The sequence below is a fragment of the Streptomyces sp. NEAU-174 genome, assembly GCF_052665095.1.
This window is the reverse complement of sequence record NZ_JBQTCE010000006.1, coordinates 542502-560758: the sequence shown is the minus strand read 5'-3', so window position 1 is coordinate 560758 and position 18257 is coordinate 542502. Positions and strand designations below refer to the sequence as shown.

Annotated in this window: 6 protein-coding genes and 1 pseudogene; all 7 read left to right on the top strand. The window is 72.5% G+C overall.

The genetic code is table 11. The features are described from left to right. Nucleotides 1–41: 41 nt before the first annotated feature. Nucleotides 42–6380 (top strand): annotated as a pseudogene (locus tag ACT2CW_RS20715) (type I polyketide synthase); the annotation flags it as partial. 114 nt (nucleotides 6381–6494) lie between these two features. Then, entirely contained in the window at nucleotides 6495–13400 is a 6906-nt protein-coding gene (locus ACT2CW_RS20710; RefSeq protein WP_445517729.1) for an SDR family NAD(P)-dependent oxidoreductase, read from the top strand. A gap of 130 nt (nucleotides 13401–13530) precedes the next feature. Continuing rightward, entirely contained in the window at nucleotides 13531–14967 is a 1437-nt protein-coding gene (locus ACT2CW_RS20705) for a class I adenylate-forming enzyme family protein (protein ID WP_138910516.1), read from the top strand. Next, nucleotides 14964–15983, top strand: a complete 1020-nt coding sequence (locus ACT2CW_RS20700) for an ACP S-malonyltransferase (protein ID WP_445517728.1) — start codon at nucleotides 14964–14966, stop codon at nucleotides 15981–15983. The genes ACT2CW_RS20705 and ACT2CW_RS20700 overlap by 4 nt, the downstream gene beginning before the upstream one ends. A gap of 91 nt (nucleotides 15984–16074) precedes the next feature. Beyond that, nucleotides 16075–16683: a TetR/AcrR family transcriptional regulator gene (locus ACT2CW_RS20695; protein WP_182473457.1), complete on the top strand. Its 609-nt coding sequence runs from the start codon at nucleotides 16075–16077 to the stop codon at nucleotides 16681–16683. Nucleotides 16684–16800: 117 nt separating this feature from the next. Further along, a complete protein-coding gene (locus ACT2CW_RS20690; RefSeq protein WP_445517727.1) occupies nucleotides 16801–17685 on the top strand; it encodes an alpha/beta fold hydrolase in 885 nt (294 codons plus the stop codon). Between the two features lie 65 nt (nucleotides 17686–17750). Further along, nucleotides 17751–18131 (top strand): winged helix-turn-helix transcriptional regulator, encoded by a 381-nt coding sequence (locus tag ACT2CW_RS20685; RefSeq protein ID WP_037957071.1) that lies wholly within the window; start codon nucleotides 17751–17753, stop codon nucleotides 18129–18131. The last annotated feature ends 126 nt before the right edge of the window (nucleotides 18132–18257 follow it).

The following is an 18257-nucleotide window of genomic DNA, read 5'->3' as shown; positions in this document are numbered from 1 at the left end:
GACTGGAAAGAAAGTGACGGAGAACGGTGAGTGAGACAAAGCTCCGCGACTATCTGAACAAGGTCACGACCGATCTGCACCGCACCCGTCTGCGCCTGAAGGAAGTGGAGGCGAAGAACCGGGAGCCGATCGCGATCACCGCGATGAGCTGCCGCTTCCCCGGCGGGGTCAGCTCCCCGGAGGAGCTGTGGCGCATGGTCGCCGACGGCGCCGACGGGCTCTCACCGTTCCCGAAGGACCGCGGCTGGCACGAGGAGGTGTACAACCCGGACCCCGAGAGCCAGGGCACGAGCTATGTGAACGAGGGCGGGTTCCTGCACGACGCCGCCCTGTTCGACCCGGTGTTCTTCGGGATCTCCCCGCGCGAGGCGCTGGCGATGGACCCCCAGCAGCGGCTGCTGCTGGAGGCGTCCTGGGAGGTCCTGGAGCGGGCCGGCATCGACCCGCTGTCCGTCAAGGGCACCACCGGCGGTGTGTTCATGGGCGCCGCCTACCAGGGCTACGGTTCGGCCGGCCCCCTGGAGGCCGAGGAGGTCGAAGGCCATCTGATGACGGGGCAGACCCCCGCCGTCACCTCCGGCCGGATCTCCTACGTCCTCGGCCTCGAGGGCCCCGCGGTGACGGTGGACACGGCGTGTTCGTCGTCCCTGGTGACGCTGCACCTGGCCGCGCAGGCGCTGCGCCAGGGCGAATGCGACTTCGCCCTGGCCGGCGGCATCACCGTGATGGCAGTCCCCGGGACGTTCACCGAGTTCAGCCGCCAGCGAGGGCTCGCGTCCGACGGCCGCTGCAAGCCCTTCGCGGCGGCCGCTGACGGCACCAACTGGTCCGAGGGCGTCGGTGTGCTGCTCGTGGAGCGGCTGTCCGACGCCCGCCGCCACGGCCACCCCGTGCTGGCGGTGGTGCGCGGCTCCGCGGTGAACCAGGACGGCGCGAGCAACGGCCTGACGGCCCCCAACGGCCCCTCGCAGCGCCGGGTCATCCGCCAGGCGCTCGACAACGCCGGGCTCACCCCCGACGAGATCGACGTGGTCGAGGCGCACGGCACGGGCACCTCCCTGGGCGACCCGATCGAGGCCCAGGCGCTGATCGCCTCCTACGGCCAGGACCGGCCGGAGGGCCGGCCGCTGTGGCTCGGATCCATCAAGTCCAACATCGGCCACGCGCAGGCGGCGGCGGGTGTCGCGGGCATCATCAAGATGGTGATGGCCATGCGGCACGGCGTCCTGCCCAAGACGCTGCACGTGGACGAGCCCACCCCGCACGTCGACTGGTCGGCGGGGGCCGTGGAGCTGCTGACCGAGGCCCGGCCCTGGCCGGAGACCGGCCGTCCGCGCCGGGTGGGGATCTCCTCCTTCGCCATCAGCGGCACCAACGCGCACACCATCATCGAGCAGGCCCCCGAGGCCGAGGAGCCGGAGCAGGCCGAGCCCGGCGCCGAGGCGCCCGCACCCGTCGCCTCCGCCGTCGTGCCGTGGCTGGTCTCCGGCAAGGGCGAGGCCGCGCTGCGGGCCCAGGCCGAGCGGCTGCACGCCCGTCTGACGGAGCACGGCGCCGAGCTGGACGGGGATCCCGCGGTGGCGTCGGCGGCGGACGTCGGCTACTCCCTGGCGGTGTCCCGGTCGGCGTTCGAGCACCGCGCGGCGGTGATCGGCGAGGACCGCGAGAGCCTGCTGCGCGGCCTTCGGGCCCTGGCCCAGGGCGAGATCGCGCCGGGCGTGGTCAGGGGACAGGCGGCGAAGGGGCGCAGGACCGCCTTCCTCTTCACCGGCCAGGGCGCGCAGCGCGCGGGCATGGGACGGGAGTTGTACGACGCCTTCCCGGTGTTCGCCCGGGCGCTGGACGAGGTGTGTACGCAGCTGGACACGCTGCTGGACCGTCCGCTGAAGGACGTGATGTTCGCGGCGGAGGGCGATGCGGACGCCGAGCTGCTCGACCGCACGGCGTTCACCCAGCCCGCGCTGTTCGCCGTCGAGGTGGCGCTGTTCCGGCTGCTGGAGCACTGGGGCGTCACCCCGGACGTACTGATCGGCCACTCGGTGGGCGAGATCGCCGCCGCGCATGTGGCCGGGGTGTTCTCGCTGGAGGACGCCTGCACACTGATCGCGGCCCGTGGCCGTCTGATGCAGGCGCTGCCCGAGGGCGGCGCGATGGTCGCGGTCCAGGCGTCGGAGGAGGAGATCGCGGGCTCGCTGGCCGGGCGTGAGGCCGAGGTGAGCATCGCCGCCGTCAACGGCCCCACCTCCGTGGTCATCGCGGGCGACGAGGCCGCGGCGCTGGAGATCGCCGGGCAGTGGGCGGAACAGGGCCGCAAGACCCGCCGCCTGCGCGTCAGCCACGCGTTCCACTCGCCCCGTATGGACGCGATGCTGGCCGACTTCCGCAAGGTCGTCGAAGGGCTCTCGTTCGCCGCGCCGACCATCCCCTTCGTCTCCAACGTCACCGGGGCCCTGGCCACGGAGGCCGAGGTCCGCACCCACGACTACTGGGTGCGGCATGTGCGCGCGGCCGTGCGCTTCGCGGACGGGGTGCGCAGCCTCGAGGCGCAGGATGTGAACACCTTCCTGGAGGTCGGCCCGGACGCCGTGCTGTCGGCCATGGCCCAGGACTGTCTGACCGAGCGGTCCGAGCGCGCCACGGGCGGCCCCGTGACGGTGCCGGTGCTGCGCAAGGACCGCCCGGAGACCCAGGCGCTGACGGCCGCCGTCACCGAACTCCACATCCACGGCGTCACGGTCGACTGGGAGCGGGTCTTCTCCGGGCGCGGCGCGCGTCGGGTCGACCTTCCCACCTACGCCTTCCAGCGCCAGCGCTTCTGGCTCGACTCCAGCGCGGCCATCGGCGACGTCGGCTCGGTGGGCCTCGGACCGGTGTGGCACCCCCTGCTGGGCGCCGTGGTCTCGCTGGCAGGCGGCGGCGGAGTGCTGCTGAGCGGGCGGCTGTCGCTCGCCACCCACGCCTGGCTCGCCGACCACGCGGTGCACGGAGTGGCGCTGGTGCCCGGGACGGCCTTCGTGGAGATGGCCGTCCAGGCGGGCGACCAGGTGGGCTGCGGCCGGGTCGAGGAGCTGGTCCTCGAGGCGCCCCTGGTGGTGCCCGAGCGCGGCGGCGTGCAGATCCAGGTCGAGGTGGGCGAGGTCGACGCCCTCGGCCACCGTGAGGTGAGCGTCTACTCGCGGAACGAGTCGGCCGACGACCGGGCCGACCTCGGACAGCCGTGGGTGCGGCACGCCCACGGTGTGCTCACCCCGCCCGGCCCCGCGGCCTCGTTCGACTTCGCCAAGTGGCCGCCGGGCGGCGCCAAGCCGGTCGACGTCTCCGGCGGTTACGAGCACGCCGCCGAGCACGGGCTGCGCTACGGCCCCGCCTTCCAGGGGCTGCGGCGCGCCTGGCGGCGCGGCGACGCGGTGTTCGCCGATGTGGAGCTGTCCGAGGACCAGCTCGGCACCGCGAAGTACTTCGGTCTGCACCCGGCCCTGTTCGACGCGGCCCTCCACGCCATCGGCGTGGGCAACGCGGCACGCGGGGGCGAGGACGCGCCGAGCGCGGGCACGCTGCTGCCGTTCTCCTGGCGGGGCTTCTCCCTGGACGCCGTCGGCGCGGGCGCGCTGCGCGTACGGGTGATCCCGGACGGGCGGCAGGCGGTGTCGCTGGCGATCGCCGACACCTCGGGCCGCCCGGTGGCGTCCGTCGACTCCCTCGTCCTGCGCCCCATGCAGGCCGACGCGCTCCGCAACGCGGGCCGGATCGCCGGTGACGCGCTGTTCCGCATGGAGTGGACGGCGGACGCGGCCAAGCCCGCCCAGGGCGTGGCCGCGGGCTGGTCGGCGGTGCTGGGCGACGACCGCCTCGGTGTGGGCGCCGCCCTGGAGGCGTCGGGCGGCACCGCCGACGTGTACACGGACCCGGTGGCGCTCGGCGACGCCGTGGCGGCGGGCACGCTCATGCCCGGCATGGTGGTGCTCCCGGTCGTCTCGGACGGGCCGGACGTGGTGGACGAGGTGCACACGCGGGTCGCCGAGGCGCTGGAGGCCGTCCAGTCGTGGGTGGCGGACGAGCGGTTCGCGGGCACCCGGCTGGTGCTCGTGACCAAGGGCGCCGTGGACACCGGTGACGGTGTGACGGACCTGGCGGGCGCGGCCGTGTGGGGACTGGTGCGCTCGGCGCAGTCGGAGAACCCGGGCCGGGTGGTGCTGGCCGACATCGACGATGTCGAGCGGTCGGCGGCGCTGCTCGCCGAGGTGGTGGCCTCCGGCGAGGAGCAGGTGGTGGTGCGCTCCGGTGAGGTCCGCGTGCCACGCCTCGGCCGGGCGCTGCCCTCGGGCGACGCCTCGGAGTCGGAGGTGTTCGGCTCCGGCGCGGTGCTGCTCACCGGCGGCACGGGGGTGCTGGGCGGCCTGGTGGCCCGGCATCTGGTCACCCGGCACGGCGTAAGGAAGCTGGTGCTGCTCTCCCGCCGTGGCGCGGAGGCGGACGGCGCCGCCGAGACGCGCGCCGAACTGGTGGCCGCAGGCGCCGAGGTGCTGATCGAGGCGTGTGACGCCGCCGACCGCGAGGCGCTCGCCACCGTGCTGTCCGGGCTGCCGGACGACTTCGCGCCGAGCGCCGTGGTGCACGCCGCCGGGGTGCTCGACGACGGGCTGTTCGCCTCGTTGACGCCCGAGCGGGTGAGCGCGGTGCTGCGCGCGAAGGTGGACGCGGCGTGGAACCTGCACGAGCTGACGGCGGGGATGGACCTGTCGGCGTTCGTCCTGTTCTCGTCGGCCGCCGGTGTGCTCGGCGCCGCCGGGCAGAGCAACTACGCGGCGGCGAACGTGTTCCTGGACGCCCTCGCCTCATCGCGCCGTGCCCAGGGGCTGCCGGGTGTCTCGCTGGCGTGGGGCCTGTGGGCGCAGGCCAGTGGCATGACCCGGCACCTGGAACAGGGCGACCTGCGCCGGGTGTCGCGCTCCGGTCTGGTGCCGCTCTCCTCCGAGGAGGGGCTGGAGCTCTTCGACGCGGGCGTCACCTCCGGCCAGGCCGTGGTGATCCCCACCCGGCTGGACCTGGGCGCGCTGCGCGCCCAGGGCGCCGCACTGCCCGCGGTGTTCCGTGCCGTCGTCCCGGATTCCCCCGTCCGGCGTGCGGCCGGCGCGGCGAAGTCCGAGGCGGGCGACCAGTCCACCCAGCTGCGGCAGCAGCTGGCCGGGCTGTCGCAGGCCGAGACCGAGGAGGCGCTGCTCGAACTGGTGCGTACCCTCGCCGCCGCGGTGCTCGGGTTCGGATCGCCCAATGACGTGGACACCAGCCACGAGTTCATGGAGATGGGCTTCAACTCCCTGACGGCGGTGGAGTTCCGCAACCAGCTCGCCGCGGTCACCGGCCTCCGGCTGAACACCACGGTGGTCTTCGACTTCCCGAGCCCCACCGAGCTGGTGGCCCATCTGCGGCCCCGGATCGCGGCCGAGATCGCGTCCGCTCCCGCGGGCCGTCCGGCCCAGGAGCCGTCGGCCCCGGCCGCTCCGGCCGCCACTCGGACCGCCGCTCCGGCGCCCGCCGACGCGGCTCCGGCGGCGCAGGCGGACGCGCCCGACACCCTCGGCTCCCTGTTCCGGGAGGCGGCGGCGCAGGGCAAGACCAAGGTCGGCATGGATCTGCTGGTGAACGCCGCACGGCTGCGTCCGACCTTCGAGGACCCGGCCGACTTCGAGGGGAACATCAGGCCGGTGCGGCTCTCCCGGGGCGCCGAACCCCTCAAGCTGATGTGCTTCTCCTCGTACATGGCGCTGGGCGGCGTCCACCAGTACGCGCAGCTCGCCGCCCCCTTCCGGGGCGGCCGGGACGTCGCGGCCCTTCCCGCCGTGGGGTTCGTCCAGGGCGAGAGCCTTCCGGCCACCCCGGAGGCGCTGTTCCGCTTCCAGGCGCGGATCGTCGCCGAGTACGCCGACGGCGCCCCGGTCGTCCTGCTCGGCTCGTCGGCCGGAGGAATGATCGCCCACTCGGTGGCCGCCGCGCTGGAGAGCGAGGGCACACCGCCCGCGGGAGTCGTCCTGCTGGACACCTACCTGCCGTACAGCGCGAGCATCGGCCAGTTCGAGGACGCGATGCTGGACGAGATGTACGAGCGGGAGGCCCTCGTCTCCATGGAGGGTGTCCGGATGTCCGCCATGGGCTGGTATCTGCATCTGTTCGAGGGGTGGAAGCCGCCGGAGAGCGCGGTTCCCAGCCTTCTCGTCCGGGCGGCGGAACCGATGGGTGAAGTGGCCGCGGACGCGTCGAGCTGGCAGGCCGACTGGCCGGCCGAGTCCACGATCGACGTCCCCGGAACCCACTTCACGATGATGGAGAAGCAGGCGGGCACCACCGCACAGGCCATCGAGGACTGGGTGGCCAACCTCTAGCGCACCACGCGCCCGCCCGCATCGATGGCCCGCGGGCGGGCGCCCCACGCCGAAGCCGAGGTCGGCGCGGCACACACAGCTTTGACGCAGGGTCTTCCACAAGGCAGGAGTTAGGTGAGCACCATGTTGAACGGGTCCAGCGACTCGGGAGAGTCCAACGTGCAGGCTGGGCCGGATCGTGACGACAGCCCCGCACTGCCGTCACTCGGTCCGGATTTCAGGGAACTGCCGGACCTCGAACAGCGCAGGGTCCTGTTCGACCTGGTACGCGCACACGTCGCCGCGGCGCTGCGGTCCGAGTCACCGCGCACCCTCGACGCCGAGAGCTCCTTCCTCGACCTGGGTCTCGACTCGCTCGCGGCGGTCAATCTGCACCGCGGACTGGTGGCGGCCACCGGGCTCACGCTCGAGGTGTCGCTCGCCTACGACTACCCGACCCCCAGCGAGTTGGTGGACCACCTCCACCGGCAGATCTTCCCCGTGGCCACGGACGACACCGCCCCCGCGCGTGCCGTCGTGGGCTCCGACGACCCCATCGCGATCGTCGGGATGAGCTGCCGCTTCCCCGGCGGCGTCAACAGCCCCGAGGACCTGTGGAAGGTCGTCTCCGAGGGCGTGGACGCCATCACCCCGTTCCCCACCGACCGTGGCTGGGACCTGGAGGCGCTCTACAGCCCGGACCCGGACCAGCCCGGCACCAGCTACGCGACCGAGGGCGGATTCATCCACGACGCCCCCGAGTTCGACGCGGAGTTCTTCGGCATATCGCCGCGCGAGGCGCTCGCCATGGACCCGCAGCAGCGGCTGCTGCTCGAGACCAGCTGGGAGGTCTTCGAGCGGGCCGGTATCGATGTGACCAAGCTGCGGGGGAGCAGGACCGCCGTCTTCACCGGTGCCGAGCACCACGACTACGGCCCCCACCTCCAGAGCACCAAGAGCGGCCTCGAGGGCTACGCGCTGACCGGTATCGCGGGCAGCGTCGCCTCCGGGCGCATCGCCTACACCTTCGGCTTCGAGGGCCCGGCGTGGACCGTGGACACCGCGTGCTCCTCGTCGCTGGTCTCCCTGCACCAGGCGGCCCACTCGCTGCGCCAGGGGGAGTGCGACCTGGCGCTTGCCACCGGTGTCGCCACCATGCCGACCCCGGGTGACTTCATCCTCTTCAGCCGCCAGCGCGGACTCTCCTCCAACGGGCGCTGCAAGGCGTTCGGCGCCGAGGCGGACGGCACGTCCTGGGCCGAGGGCGTCGGTGTCCTCCTGGTGGAGCGGCTCTCGGACGCCCGGCGCAACGGCCACGAGGTGCTGGCGATCGTGCGTGGCTCCGCCGTCAACCAGGACGGCGCCAGCAACGGTCTGACGGCCCCCAACGGCCGTTCCCAGCAGCGTGTCATCCGGCAGGCGCTGGCCAACGCCGAGCTGACCCCGGACCAGATCGACGTGATCGAGGCGCACGGCACCGGAACCTCGCTCGGCGACCCCATCGAGGCGCAGGCGCTGATCGCCACCTACGGCGAGAGCCGCCCCGAGGGGGACCCGGTGTGGCTGGGCTCCCTCAAGTCGAACATCGGCCACACCCAGGCGGCGGCCGGTGCGGGTGCCGTCATCAAGATGGTGATGGCCATGCGCCACGGCGTCCTGCCCAAGACGCTGCACGTGGAGGTGCCGACCCCGCACGTGGACTGGTCCTCGGGCGGCGTGGCGCTCCTCGCCGAGCAGCGCCCCTGGCCGGAGACCGGGCGGCCGCGCCGTGCCGGTGTCTCCTCGTTCGGCATGAGCGGCACCAACGCGCACGCCATCATCGAGCAGGCCCCGCCGCTGGAGCCCGCCCCCGCCACGGACGACGACACCGACACTGACGCCGGCACGGCCTCCCAGCCCGTGTCGTGGCTGGTGTCCGCCAGGAGCGAGGAGGCGCTGCGGGCGCAGGCCGCACGGCTGCGCGAGCACGTGGTGCGCAACCCCGACGCGCGCCCGGTCGACGTCGGATGGTCGTCCGCCATGACGCGTGCCGCGCTCGAGCACCGCGGTGTGGTGGTGGCCTCCGACCGTGAGGGGCTGCTGCGCGGCCTCGCGGCGCTCGCCGAGGACACCGATTCGCCGGGCCTGGTGCTGGGCCGTTCCATGGCGCAGCGGGTGGCGTTCCTCTTCACCGGCCAGGGCGCCCAGCGGCTCGGCATGGGCCGCGAGCTCTACGAGACCTACCCGGTCTTCGCCGACGTCTTCGACGAGGCGTGCGACTACCTCGAGGTGCGCCTCGGCACCTCCGTGCTCGACGTGGTCTTCGGCCCCGAGGACGACAACGCGGCCGTCACCGGTGACGAGCTCAACCAGACGATGTTCACCCAGGCCGGGCTGTTCGCCTTCGAGGTGGCCCTGTTCCGCCTGCTGGAGTCCTGGGGCGTGCGCCCCGACTTCCTGATGGGGCACTCGGTGGGCGAGATCGCCGCGGCCCATGTCGCCGGGGTGCTGTCCCTGGAGGACGCCTGCGCCCTGGTGGCGGCCCGCGGACGGCTGATGCAGGAACTGCCCGAGGGCGGCGCCATGGTGGCCGTCCAGGCGTCGGAGCAGGAGGTGGCCGAGAGCCTGGAGGGCCGCGAGGACAAGGTGTCGCTGGCGGCGCTCAACGGCCCCACCTCGGTGGTGCTCTCCGGCGACGAGGACGCGGTGCTCGAACTCGCCGGCCACTGGGAGGCCCAGGGCCGCAAGACCAAGCGGCTGCGGGTGAGCCACGCGTTCCACTCCCCCCGGATGGACGCCATGCTGGAGGAGTTCGGCCAGATCGCCGCCTGCCTGGAGTACTCGGCCCCGGCGATCCCGGTCATCTCCAACGTCAGCGGCGAGGTCGCGGGCGCCGAACTGGCCACCTCCGAGTACTGGGTCCGCCACGTGCGCGAGGCGGTCCGTTTCGACGACGGCATGCGGCAGCTCGCCGACCAGGGCGTGACGACCTGCGTGGAGCTCGGTCCCGACGCCGTGCTGACCGCGATGGGCCAGGACTGCCTGGACGCCGTCGGCGCCGACGCGGCCTTCGTGCCGCTGGCCCGTGCCGGGCGCGCCGAGGCCCAGACGCTGGCGGAGGCGGTCGCCACCCTGTACGCGAACGGCGTCGGCGTGGACTGGGACGCGGTGTACGCAGGTCGCGGCGCCCGCCGGGTCGCCCTGCCCACCTATGCCTTCCAGCGCAAGCGGTACTGGCTCGAGTCGGGCGCCGCCGTGACCGGCGACGCCCGGAGCGTCGGCCTCGGCAGGGTGGACCACCCGCTGCTCGGCGGCCTCACCGAACTGGCCGAGGGCGACCGTACGGTGCTGACCGGGCGCCTGTCGCTCCAGACCCACCCGTGGCTCGCCGACCACGCCGTGGCCGGCGGGGTGCTCTTCCCCGGCACCGGATTCGTGGAGCTGGGCCTGCTCGCGGGCACCGAGACCGGGGCCGGACGGCTCGGCGAACTCACCCTCGAGACCCCGCTCCTCCTGCCGGAGCAGGGCGGCGTCCGCGTCCAGCTCGTGGTCGGCCCCACCGACGAGTCCGGCGTACGGCCGCTCGGCGTGTACTCGCGCTCCGACAGCGACGAGCCGGGGGAGGAGTGGGTGCGGCACGCCCAGGGCGTCCTCGAGGCCGACAGCGGCGCCGCGGTCACCGACAGCCTGCTCCAGTGGCCCGTCCCGGGCGCCGAGCCGGTGCCGATGGAGGGCTTCTACGAGGGCCTGGCCCAGGTCGGTTACGGCTACGGGCCGGTCTTCCAGGGGCTGGAGTCGGTCTGGCGGCTGGACGGCGACGTCTACGCCGAGGTGGCGCTGCCGGACTCGGCCGCCCAGGAGGCCGGACGGTTCGGTCTGCACCCCGCCCTGCTCGACGCCGCTCTGCACGCCATGGAGATGGGCGACTTCGGCGGCGAGAGCGGGCGCGTGACGCTGCCGTTCTCCTTCACCGGGGTGACCCTGCACGCGGTGGGCGCCGGACGGGTGCGGGTGCGGCTGCGCCCGCAGGGCAAGGACACGGTCGCGCTGCTGGTGACCGACGCCACGGGCGCTCCCGTCGCCTCGGTGGAGTCGCTGGTGGTGCGCGAGGTGGCGGCCGAGCGGTTCGCCTCCGGGCCGCGCGGCAACGGTGGCGACGGAACGCTGTTCCGGGCCAACTGGGACGTGTTCGGCGCCGCGCGCGGTGGCAGCCACACCGCGGACGGCGTGTCCACGGCGGTGCTCGGCACCGACCGGGAGCGGGTGGCCGAGCTGCTCACCGCCTCCGCCGTCGGGCACACCGAGTACACCGGGGTGGACGCGCTCGTCGCCGCCGTCGACGAGGGCGCCGCGGTGCCGGACGTGGTCTGGGCCTGGTGCGGCACCGGACCGGACGCCGAGAATCTCGCCGAGGCCGCCCGCAAGGCGACCCACCGGGCGCTGGCCCTGGTGCAGTCCTGGCTCGCGGAGGACCGGTTCGACGGGTCCCGGCTGGTGGTCGTCACCAGCGACGCGGTCGCGACGGGTCCGGGCGAGGGCGTCGCCGGACTGTCCAACGCCGCCGTCTGGGGGCTGCTGCGCTCGGCCGCCACGGAGAACCCGGGCCGGATCCAGCTGGTGGACATCGACCGCCATGCCGAATCGGCCACCGCGGCCGCCGGTGTGGTGACGGCCGCGATCGCGGCGGGCGAGCGCGAGGTGGCGCTGCGCGCGGGCCAGGCGCTGATCCCCCGGCTCGCCAGGAACGCGGCCGGGCGGGTGCTCGAGGCCCCCGCCGGCACCGCGGCGTGGAAGCTCGGCACCACCGGCGGCGGCACCCTGGACAACCTCTCGCTGCTGCCCGACCCGGCCGCGGAGGCGCCGCTGGCCCCCGGGTATGTGCGGATCGCGGTGCGCGCCGCCGGTCTGAACTTCCGTGACGCGCTGATCGCCATCGGTATGTACCCCGACGACCACGCCACCATGGGTGGCGAGGGCGCCGGTGTGGTCCTGGAGGTCGGCCCGGGCGTGACCGACCTGGCCCCCGGAGACCGGGTCATGGGCATGATCAACGCCTCGTTCGGGCCCATCGCGGTCGCCGACCGGCGGCAGATCGTCCGCATGCCGAGCGGCTGGACGTTCGCGCAGGGCGCGTCGGTGCCGGTGGTCTTCCTGACCGCCTACATCGGCCTGGTGGAAATCGGCAAGCTCCAGGCGGGCGAGTCCATCCTGGTGCACACCGCCACCGGCGGCGTGGGCATGGCGGCCGTGCAGCTCGCACGCCACCTCGGCGCCGAGGTGTACGCCACGGCCAGCCCCGGCAAGTGGGACACCCTGCGGGCGATGGGATTCGACGAGAAGCACATCTCCTCCTCCCGTGACCTGGACTTCGAGCGCCGCTTCATGGAGGCCACCGAGGGCCGCGGCATGGACATGGTGCTGGACTCGCTCGCCCGCGAGTTCGTCGACGCCTCCCTGCGGCTGATGCCCAGGGGCGGGCGCTTCCTGGAGATGGGCAAGATCGATGTGCGCGACCCCGAGGTCGTCGCGCAGGACCACCCCGGGGTGAAGTACACCGCGTACGACCTGGTCGTGGCCGACTACGACTGGGTCCAGCGGATGCTCGTCGAGCTCGTCGAGCTCTTCGACAGCGGTGCGCTGAACCCCCTCCCGGTGACGGCGTGGGACGTGCGCCGGGCCCCGGACGCGGTGCGGTACATCAGCCAGGCCCGGCACATCGGCAAGAACGTGTTCACCATGCCCCACACCCTGAACCCCGAGGGTTCGGTGCTGGTGACCGGTGGCACCGGCGGCCTGGGCCGCGAGGTGGCACGCCACCTGGTGGCCGAGCGCGGAGTGCGCCACCTGGTGCTGGTCTCCCGGCGCGGGCCGGACGCGGAGGGCGCCGCCGACCTCAAGGCCGAACTGGCCGAGGCGGGCGCGTCGGTGACGCTGGCGGCCTGCGACGTGGCCGACCGCGCCTCGCTGGAGCGGGTGCTGTCCGGCATCCCCGCCGACCACCCGCTGACCGCGGTCGTGCACGCGGCGGGCGTACTCGACGACGGTGTCATCGACACCCTGTCGCCGAAGCGGATCGACGCGGTCTTCGAGCCGAAGGTCGACGCGGCGTGGAACCTGCACGAGCTGACGCGGGACATGGACCTGGCGGAGTTCGTGATGTTCTCCTCGGTCGCCGGTGTGTTCGGCAGTCCGGGCCAGGGCAACTACGCCGCCGCCAACTCGTTCCTGGACGCGCTCGCCGCGCACCGGCGCGGCCTCGGCCTCCCGGCGGTATCGCTGGCCTGGGGTCCGTGGGAGCAGGCCGGCGGCATGACCGGCACCCTCAGCCAGGCGGACATGGTGCGCATGGCGCGCGAGGGCATGGCGGCCCTGTCCATGGCGGGCGGTCTGCGGCTGCTGGACGCCGGCGGTACGAGCGAGGACGCACTGCTCGTGCCGATGCGGCTGGAGACCTCCGCGCTCAGCGGCCAGACCGACATCCCCACCCTGCTGCGCGGTGTGGTCCGGGTGCGGAGCAAGGCGGCGGCCGACGGGAAGTCGGCCGCTCCCGAATCGGCCAAGGTGCAGCTGGCCGGTCTGTCCGGGGCCGAGCTCGACCGGGCGCTGCTCGACCTGGTGCGCGGCAGCGCGGCGATGGTGCTCGGGCACAGCGGCGCCCAGTCCATCGAGCCGGACCGCTCCTTCCAGAACCTCGGCTTCGACTCACTGGCGGGCGTGGAGTTCCGTAACCGGCTGAACTCGGCCACCGGACTCCGCCTCCCCTCCACGCTGATCTTCGACAACCCCACGCCCGCGGCGCTCGCCGAGTATCTGCGCGGCCGGGTGGCGACGGACAGCCCGGCCGGGCCGGACGTCGATCCGGAAGAGGCCAGGATCCGTGCCCTTCTGACGTCGATTCCGCTGGAGCGGCTGCGCCGCGCCGGTCTGCTCGACACGCTCACCGAGCTGGCGAGCGGCAAGGACCAGGCCGAGAAGGACACCGAGGAGAAGGAGACGGACTCCATCGACGCGATGGACGACGACGACCTGATCGACATGATGCTCGGGGACCTCGACTCCTGACGCCCCGCGAGTCCCCCCGGAGACCTCCGGGGGGACTCGCGGTCCGGGCCCACGTCTCGCGGAGCGCCGGCGTCGCGGGTGGCTCTCACCCCAAGAGACTTCAAGAAGAAGAAAGGCTCAGTGAAACCCGATGACCGCAAAGGTCTTTGCGACGGAAGCGGTGCATTCGCTTCCCGAGTTCGAACAGAGGGCCCTGGCCATCGCCGAAGCGCTCCGCGAGCGCGGAGTCAGCGACGGCACCCGGGTCATGCTGAAGGCGGGCAACTCCGCCGGCTATGTCGGGGCCCTCCTCGCCCTGATGCACACCGGCGCGTCGATCGTCATGGTCGACCACCAGGAGCGGGCGGAGGCCACCCAGCGCATCTGCGACCGGGCCGGGGTCAAGATCTGCGTGGTCGACGACGACACCCCGATGCCCGAGAGCGGCCCGGCCCGGGTCACCGTCTACGAGCTGCTCGTGGCGTCCATGGAGCGGACCCCCGCCGAGCGGCGGCTGTCCCTCGACACCTGGTGCGAGCTGCCCGACGGCCTGATCATGTGGTCCTCCGGATCCACCGGGGAGCCCAAGGGCGTCGTCAAGACCGGGGCGAAGTTCCTGAAGAACCTGGAGCGCAACGCCCAGCAGGTGGGCCACCGCCCCGATGACGTCCTGCTGCCGCTGCTGCCCTTCTCCCACCAGTACGGGCTGTCCATGGTGCTCATCGCCTGGCTGGTCAAGTGCTCGCTGGTCATTGCGCCCTACCGGCGGCTGGACCGGGCGATGACCATGGCGGGCACCTGCGGGGCCACGGTGGTCGACGCCACCCCGGCCAGCTACCGCAGCATGCTCAACATGATCGGCCGCAAGCCCGCCCTGGCGGACGAGCTCTCCGGTGTCCGGATGTTCTGTAGCGGGGCGGCCCCGCTGGACCCCGGTCTGGTCGCCGACTACGTCAAGCGGTTCGGACTGCCCCTGCTGGACAGCTACGGCAGCACCGAGGCCGGGAACGTGGCCTTCGCGACCGAGGACAACGTGGTGGCCTGCGGGCGGGCCGTCGAGGGCCTGAAGCTGCGGATCGTCGACGACGAGGGCGCCGTGCTCACCTCCGGCGAGGTCGGGGAGATCCAGGTCCACTCGCCCGACCTGATGGAGGGCTATCTGGCGGAGGACGGCACGGTCGCCCCCGTCGACCCGGCCAAGACCGACTGGTACCCCACCGGCGACTTCGGCTATCTGGACGGCGGGGACAACCTCTTCGTCCTCGGCAGGAAGGCCGCGGTGCACCGCAACGGCCACACGCTCTACCCCGAGATCATCGAGCACAAGCTGGCCGCGGGCGGCTGCCTCGTCAAGGTCGTCCCCGTACCCGACGAACAGCGCGGCTGCCAGCTCTTCTTCTTCGTCGAGGACGAGCAGCAGCGGGAGCCGCGGCACTGGCGGGACCCGATCACCTCCCTGCTGCCCGACTTCGAGCACCCCAACCGCATTCACGTCCTGGAGCGATTCCCTCTGAACCGCAACGGCAAGCCCGACAAACGACAGCTCGAGCAGCTGGCTCTCGACCTGGCGCCGGGAGCGAAGGCATGACGGACCCGCAGACCACCGAGCCACAGGCCGCAGAGGCGCGGCCATCCGATCCGGAGACCAGCCGTACGGCGATGGTCTTCCCCGGAATGGGCCCCTTCCGCTTCACCGACGTGGGCGAGTTCCTGCTGACCAACCCCCATGCCCGGCGCCGGCTGGCGATCGCCGACGAGGTGGTGGGGTACTCCGTGTTCGACCGGTACCGCCAGTCGGACGCCGACGAGGAGGCGCAGTACGCCGAGCACACCCAGATCGCCTTCCTGACCGTCTGTCTCTCCCTCGCCGACTGGGCGGAGGAGACGCTGGGAGAGCGGCCCGAGCTGTGCGCCGGACCGAGCTTCGGCCAGCGGGCCGCGGTGACCTACGCGGGGGCCCTGCCGTTCGAGGAGACCGTGCGGCTCACCGCCGAACTGGCGCGCTGCGAGGAGGAGTACTTCCGGCAGGAGCACCGTGAGGCGGTCACCCACTGCGTGATCCACACTCCCGAGGAGCGGCTCCAGGAGGCGCTGGCCGAACTGGACGACGAGGGGGAGTGGCACGACGTCTCCGGCTATATCGACCAGGGCTTCTACCTCGTGTCCCTGCGCGAGCCCGTGCTCGACCGGTTCAAGAAGCGGATCGGCGAGCTCGGCGGCTACAACATGTACACGATGTGGCCGCCCGTGCACGCCCCGGCGTTCGGCGCCCTGCGCCGCAAGGCGGAGGAGGAGGTCCTCGGCGGCTTCGAGGTGGCCGACCCGAAGCTGCCGGTCGTCGCCGACCAGAACGGCGAGCTGCTGACCGGCGCGGAGGGTGTGCGCACCATGCTGCTCGACACCTTCAACCGCCCGATCCGCTGGCCGGACATGGTGGACACGATGCGGGAGCACGGCACCACCAAGGTCTGCATCGCGGGTCCGGACAACCTCTTCGGACGGGTGAACCGCACCGTGGACAACTTCGAGGTCGTGGCCATCGACGCCCGCAAGGCGATGCGCCCGCGGGTCCGGCAGAGGAGTGCCCGCCGGGCGAGGCGGTGACGGAGGCGCTGCCCTCCGGGCAGCGCCCCCTGGGTCGTCGACCGATCGATGGTAATTGACTGATCGATCTCAAAAGGGTTAGCGTGTCGGTATGGCACGGAGGAAGGAATTCGATCCGGAGGCCGCGCTGGACGCCGCGATGCGGCTGTTCTGGCGCAATGGCTACGAGGGGACGTCCACCAGCGACCTGGTGGACGAGCTGGGCATCGCGCGGGCAAGTCTGTACGGGACCTTCGGGTCCAAGCGCGGGCTGTACCTGGCCGCGCTCGACCGCTTCCTCTCCGGCGGCGCGGGGCCGAGCCCGGCCGACATCCTGGCATCGCGCGCATCGGCGCTGGACGCGGTCCGGGACCTCCTGGAGACCAGCGCGGCGGCCCCGGAACCGGACCGGCCCCAGGGCTGCTTCGCGGTCAACGCCACGGTGGAGCACGGCGATTCCGACCCCGAGATCGCGCGGCGCCTCGAAGGCAACCGGAGTCGCCTCGAGACCGCGCTCTACGGTGCGCTGCTGCGGGCCCGCGCGGAGGGCGAGCTGGCCCCCGGCGTCGATCCGAGGTCCGCGGCCACCATGCTGGCCTCGCTCAACAGCGGCCTGAAAGTGCTGTCATGCGCGGGCGCGGACCAGCGCGACCGCATCACCTCGTCCATTGACGCCGTCATGGCGATGCTGACCCCACCGGCGGCCGCCGTCACCGACTGACCGCGGCGATCCGCGGCCGCGCGAGCGCGGAAGACACCTGTGGTCGCCGGTGGCCCATGCCTGCGTTCATTCGAGACCACTCAGTCCCGAAACTTTGAGATCAATCATGGAGAAGCAATGATTTCCGACCATCGTGGAGCACCTGTCCGCACCGGCCGCGCCGCCGTCAACGGGACGAAGCTGCACTACCGGACGGCCGGCTCCGGCCCGGTGGTGGTACTGCTGCACGGCGTGCCCAAGACCGGGTACCACTGGCGGCACCTGGTCCCGAAGCTGACCGCGCGGCACACCGTCGTCGTACCGGACCTCCGTGGTCTGGGCGACTCCGCCCGCCCCGCGGACGGTTTCGACTGCGCCACGATGAGCGACGACATCGCCGCGCTGATGGCCCACCTCGGGCACGACACCTACACCGTGATGGGCGAGGACTGGGGAGCGGTGGTCGGCTATCAGCTCGCCGCCCGGCACCGCGAGCATGTCGAGGCCCTGGTGTTCGCCGAGGCGCTGCTGCCCGGATTCGGCTTCGAGGACCACACCGCCCTGACCCGCGAGAACGTCTCGGGCGGGATGTTCCTGTGGCATCTGGGCTTCTACTTCCAGCCGGACGTACCGGAGATGCTGATCGCCGGGCATGAGCGCGAGCTCATCACGTACATGCTGAAGGACGAGCGCAGCTACCCGGACACCGCCACCGCGGACGCGATCGAGGAGTATGTGCGCTGCTACTCCATGCCCGGCGGCATCCGGGCGATGCTGGCGATCTATCGGGCGATGCTCGTCGACGCCGAACAGAACCGGGAGGCGGCCCGGACCAAGCTGGACATCCCGGTGCTGGCGCTCGGTGGCGACGCGTTCATCGGCGACCGGAACGAGGCCCAGATGCGGCTCCTCGCCCACGATGTCACCGGCCATGTCTTCGAGGCCGGACACGACCTCGCCGAGGAGGCGCCGGACGAGGTGGCCGACGTCCTGCTGACGTTCCTGAACGACCGGCTCACCTGACCCGAGTCGGCTCCCCGGGTCTGTGCTCTCTTGTGGTGACTCGGGAACTATAGGAGAGTGACCTCATGGGGACCAAGCAGTACACGGGCTCGCCCGAGGACGCCGATCTGATGCGCGCGGACTCGCTGGCGCGGGAGATCTTCGCGGATGTCGCCAACAAGTGGGCGTTCCTGATCATCGAGTTCCTCGGTGAACGCACCCTGCGTTTCAGCGAGTTGCGGAACGAGGTCGAGGGCATCAGCCACAAGATGCTCACGCAGAACCTGCGCATGCTGGAGCGCAACGGCCTGGTCGAGCGGAAGGTGCACCCCACCGTGCCGCCACGGGTCGAATACACCCTGACCGAAGCGGGCCGGGCCCTGCGTGCGACGGTCGATGGAATGTGTGGCTGGACGCATACGTACCTCGGTCATATCGAGGAATCCCGCCGCCGCTTCGACACCTGAACGAGCGGAGCGCTCACCCGAGCCGCGCGGTGGCCCCACGAGTGGGTGGGGCCACCGCGCGGCCACGCTCAGTCGAGGACCGCGTTGGCCCCTATCTCCACCCGGTTCTCTGGTCCATCCCACTCC

Excerpts from the sequence above, each read along its gene's own strand:
- ACT2CW_RS20685 (WP_037957071.1), top strand. The coding sequence starts at position 17,751 with ATGGGGACCAAGCAGTACACGGGCTCGCCCGAGGACGCCGATCTGATG.
- ACT2CW_RS20695 (WP_182473457.1), top strand. The coding sequence starts at position 16,075 with ATGGCACGGAGGAAGGAATTCGATCCGGAGGCCGCGCTGGACGCCGCG.
- ACT2CW_RS20690 (WP_445517727.1), top strand. The coding sequence starts at position 16,801 with ATGATTTCCGACCATCGTGGAGCACCTGTCCGCACCGGCCGCGCCGCC.
- ACT2CW_RS20705 (WP_138910516.1), top strand. The coding sequence starts at position 13,531 with ATGACCGCAAAGGTCTTTGCGACGGAAGCGGTGCATTCGCTTCCCGAG.
- ACT2CW_RS20700 (WP_445517728.1), top strand. The coding sequence starts at position 14,964 with ATGACGGACCCGCAGACCACCGAGCCACAGGCCGCAGAGGCGCGGCCA.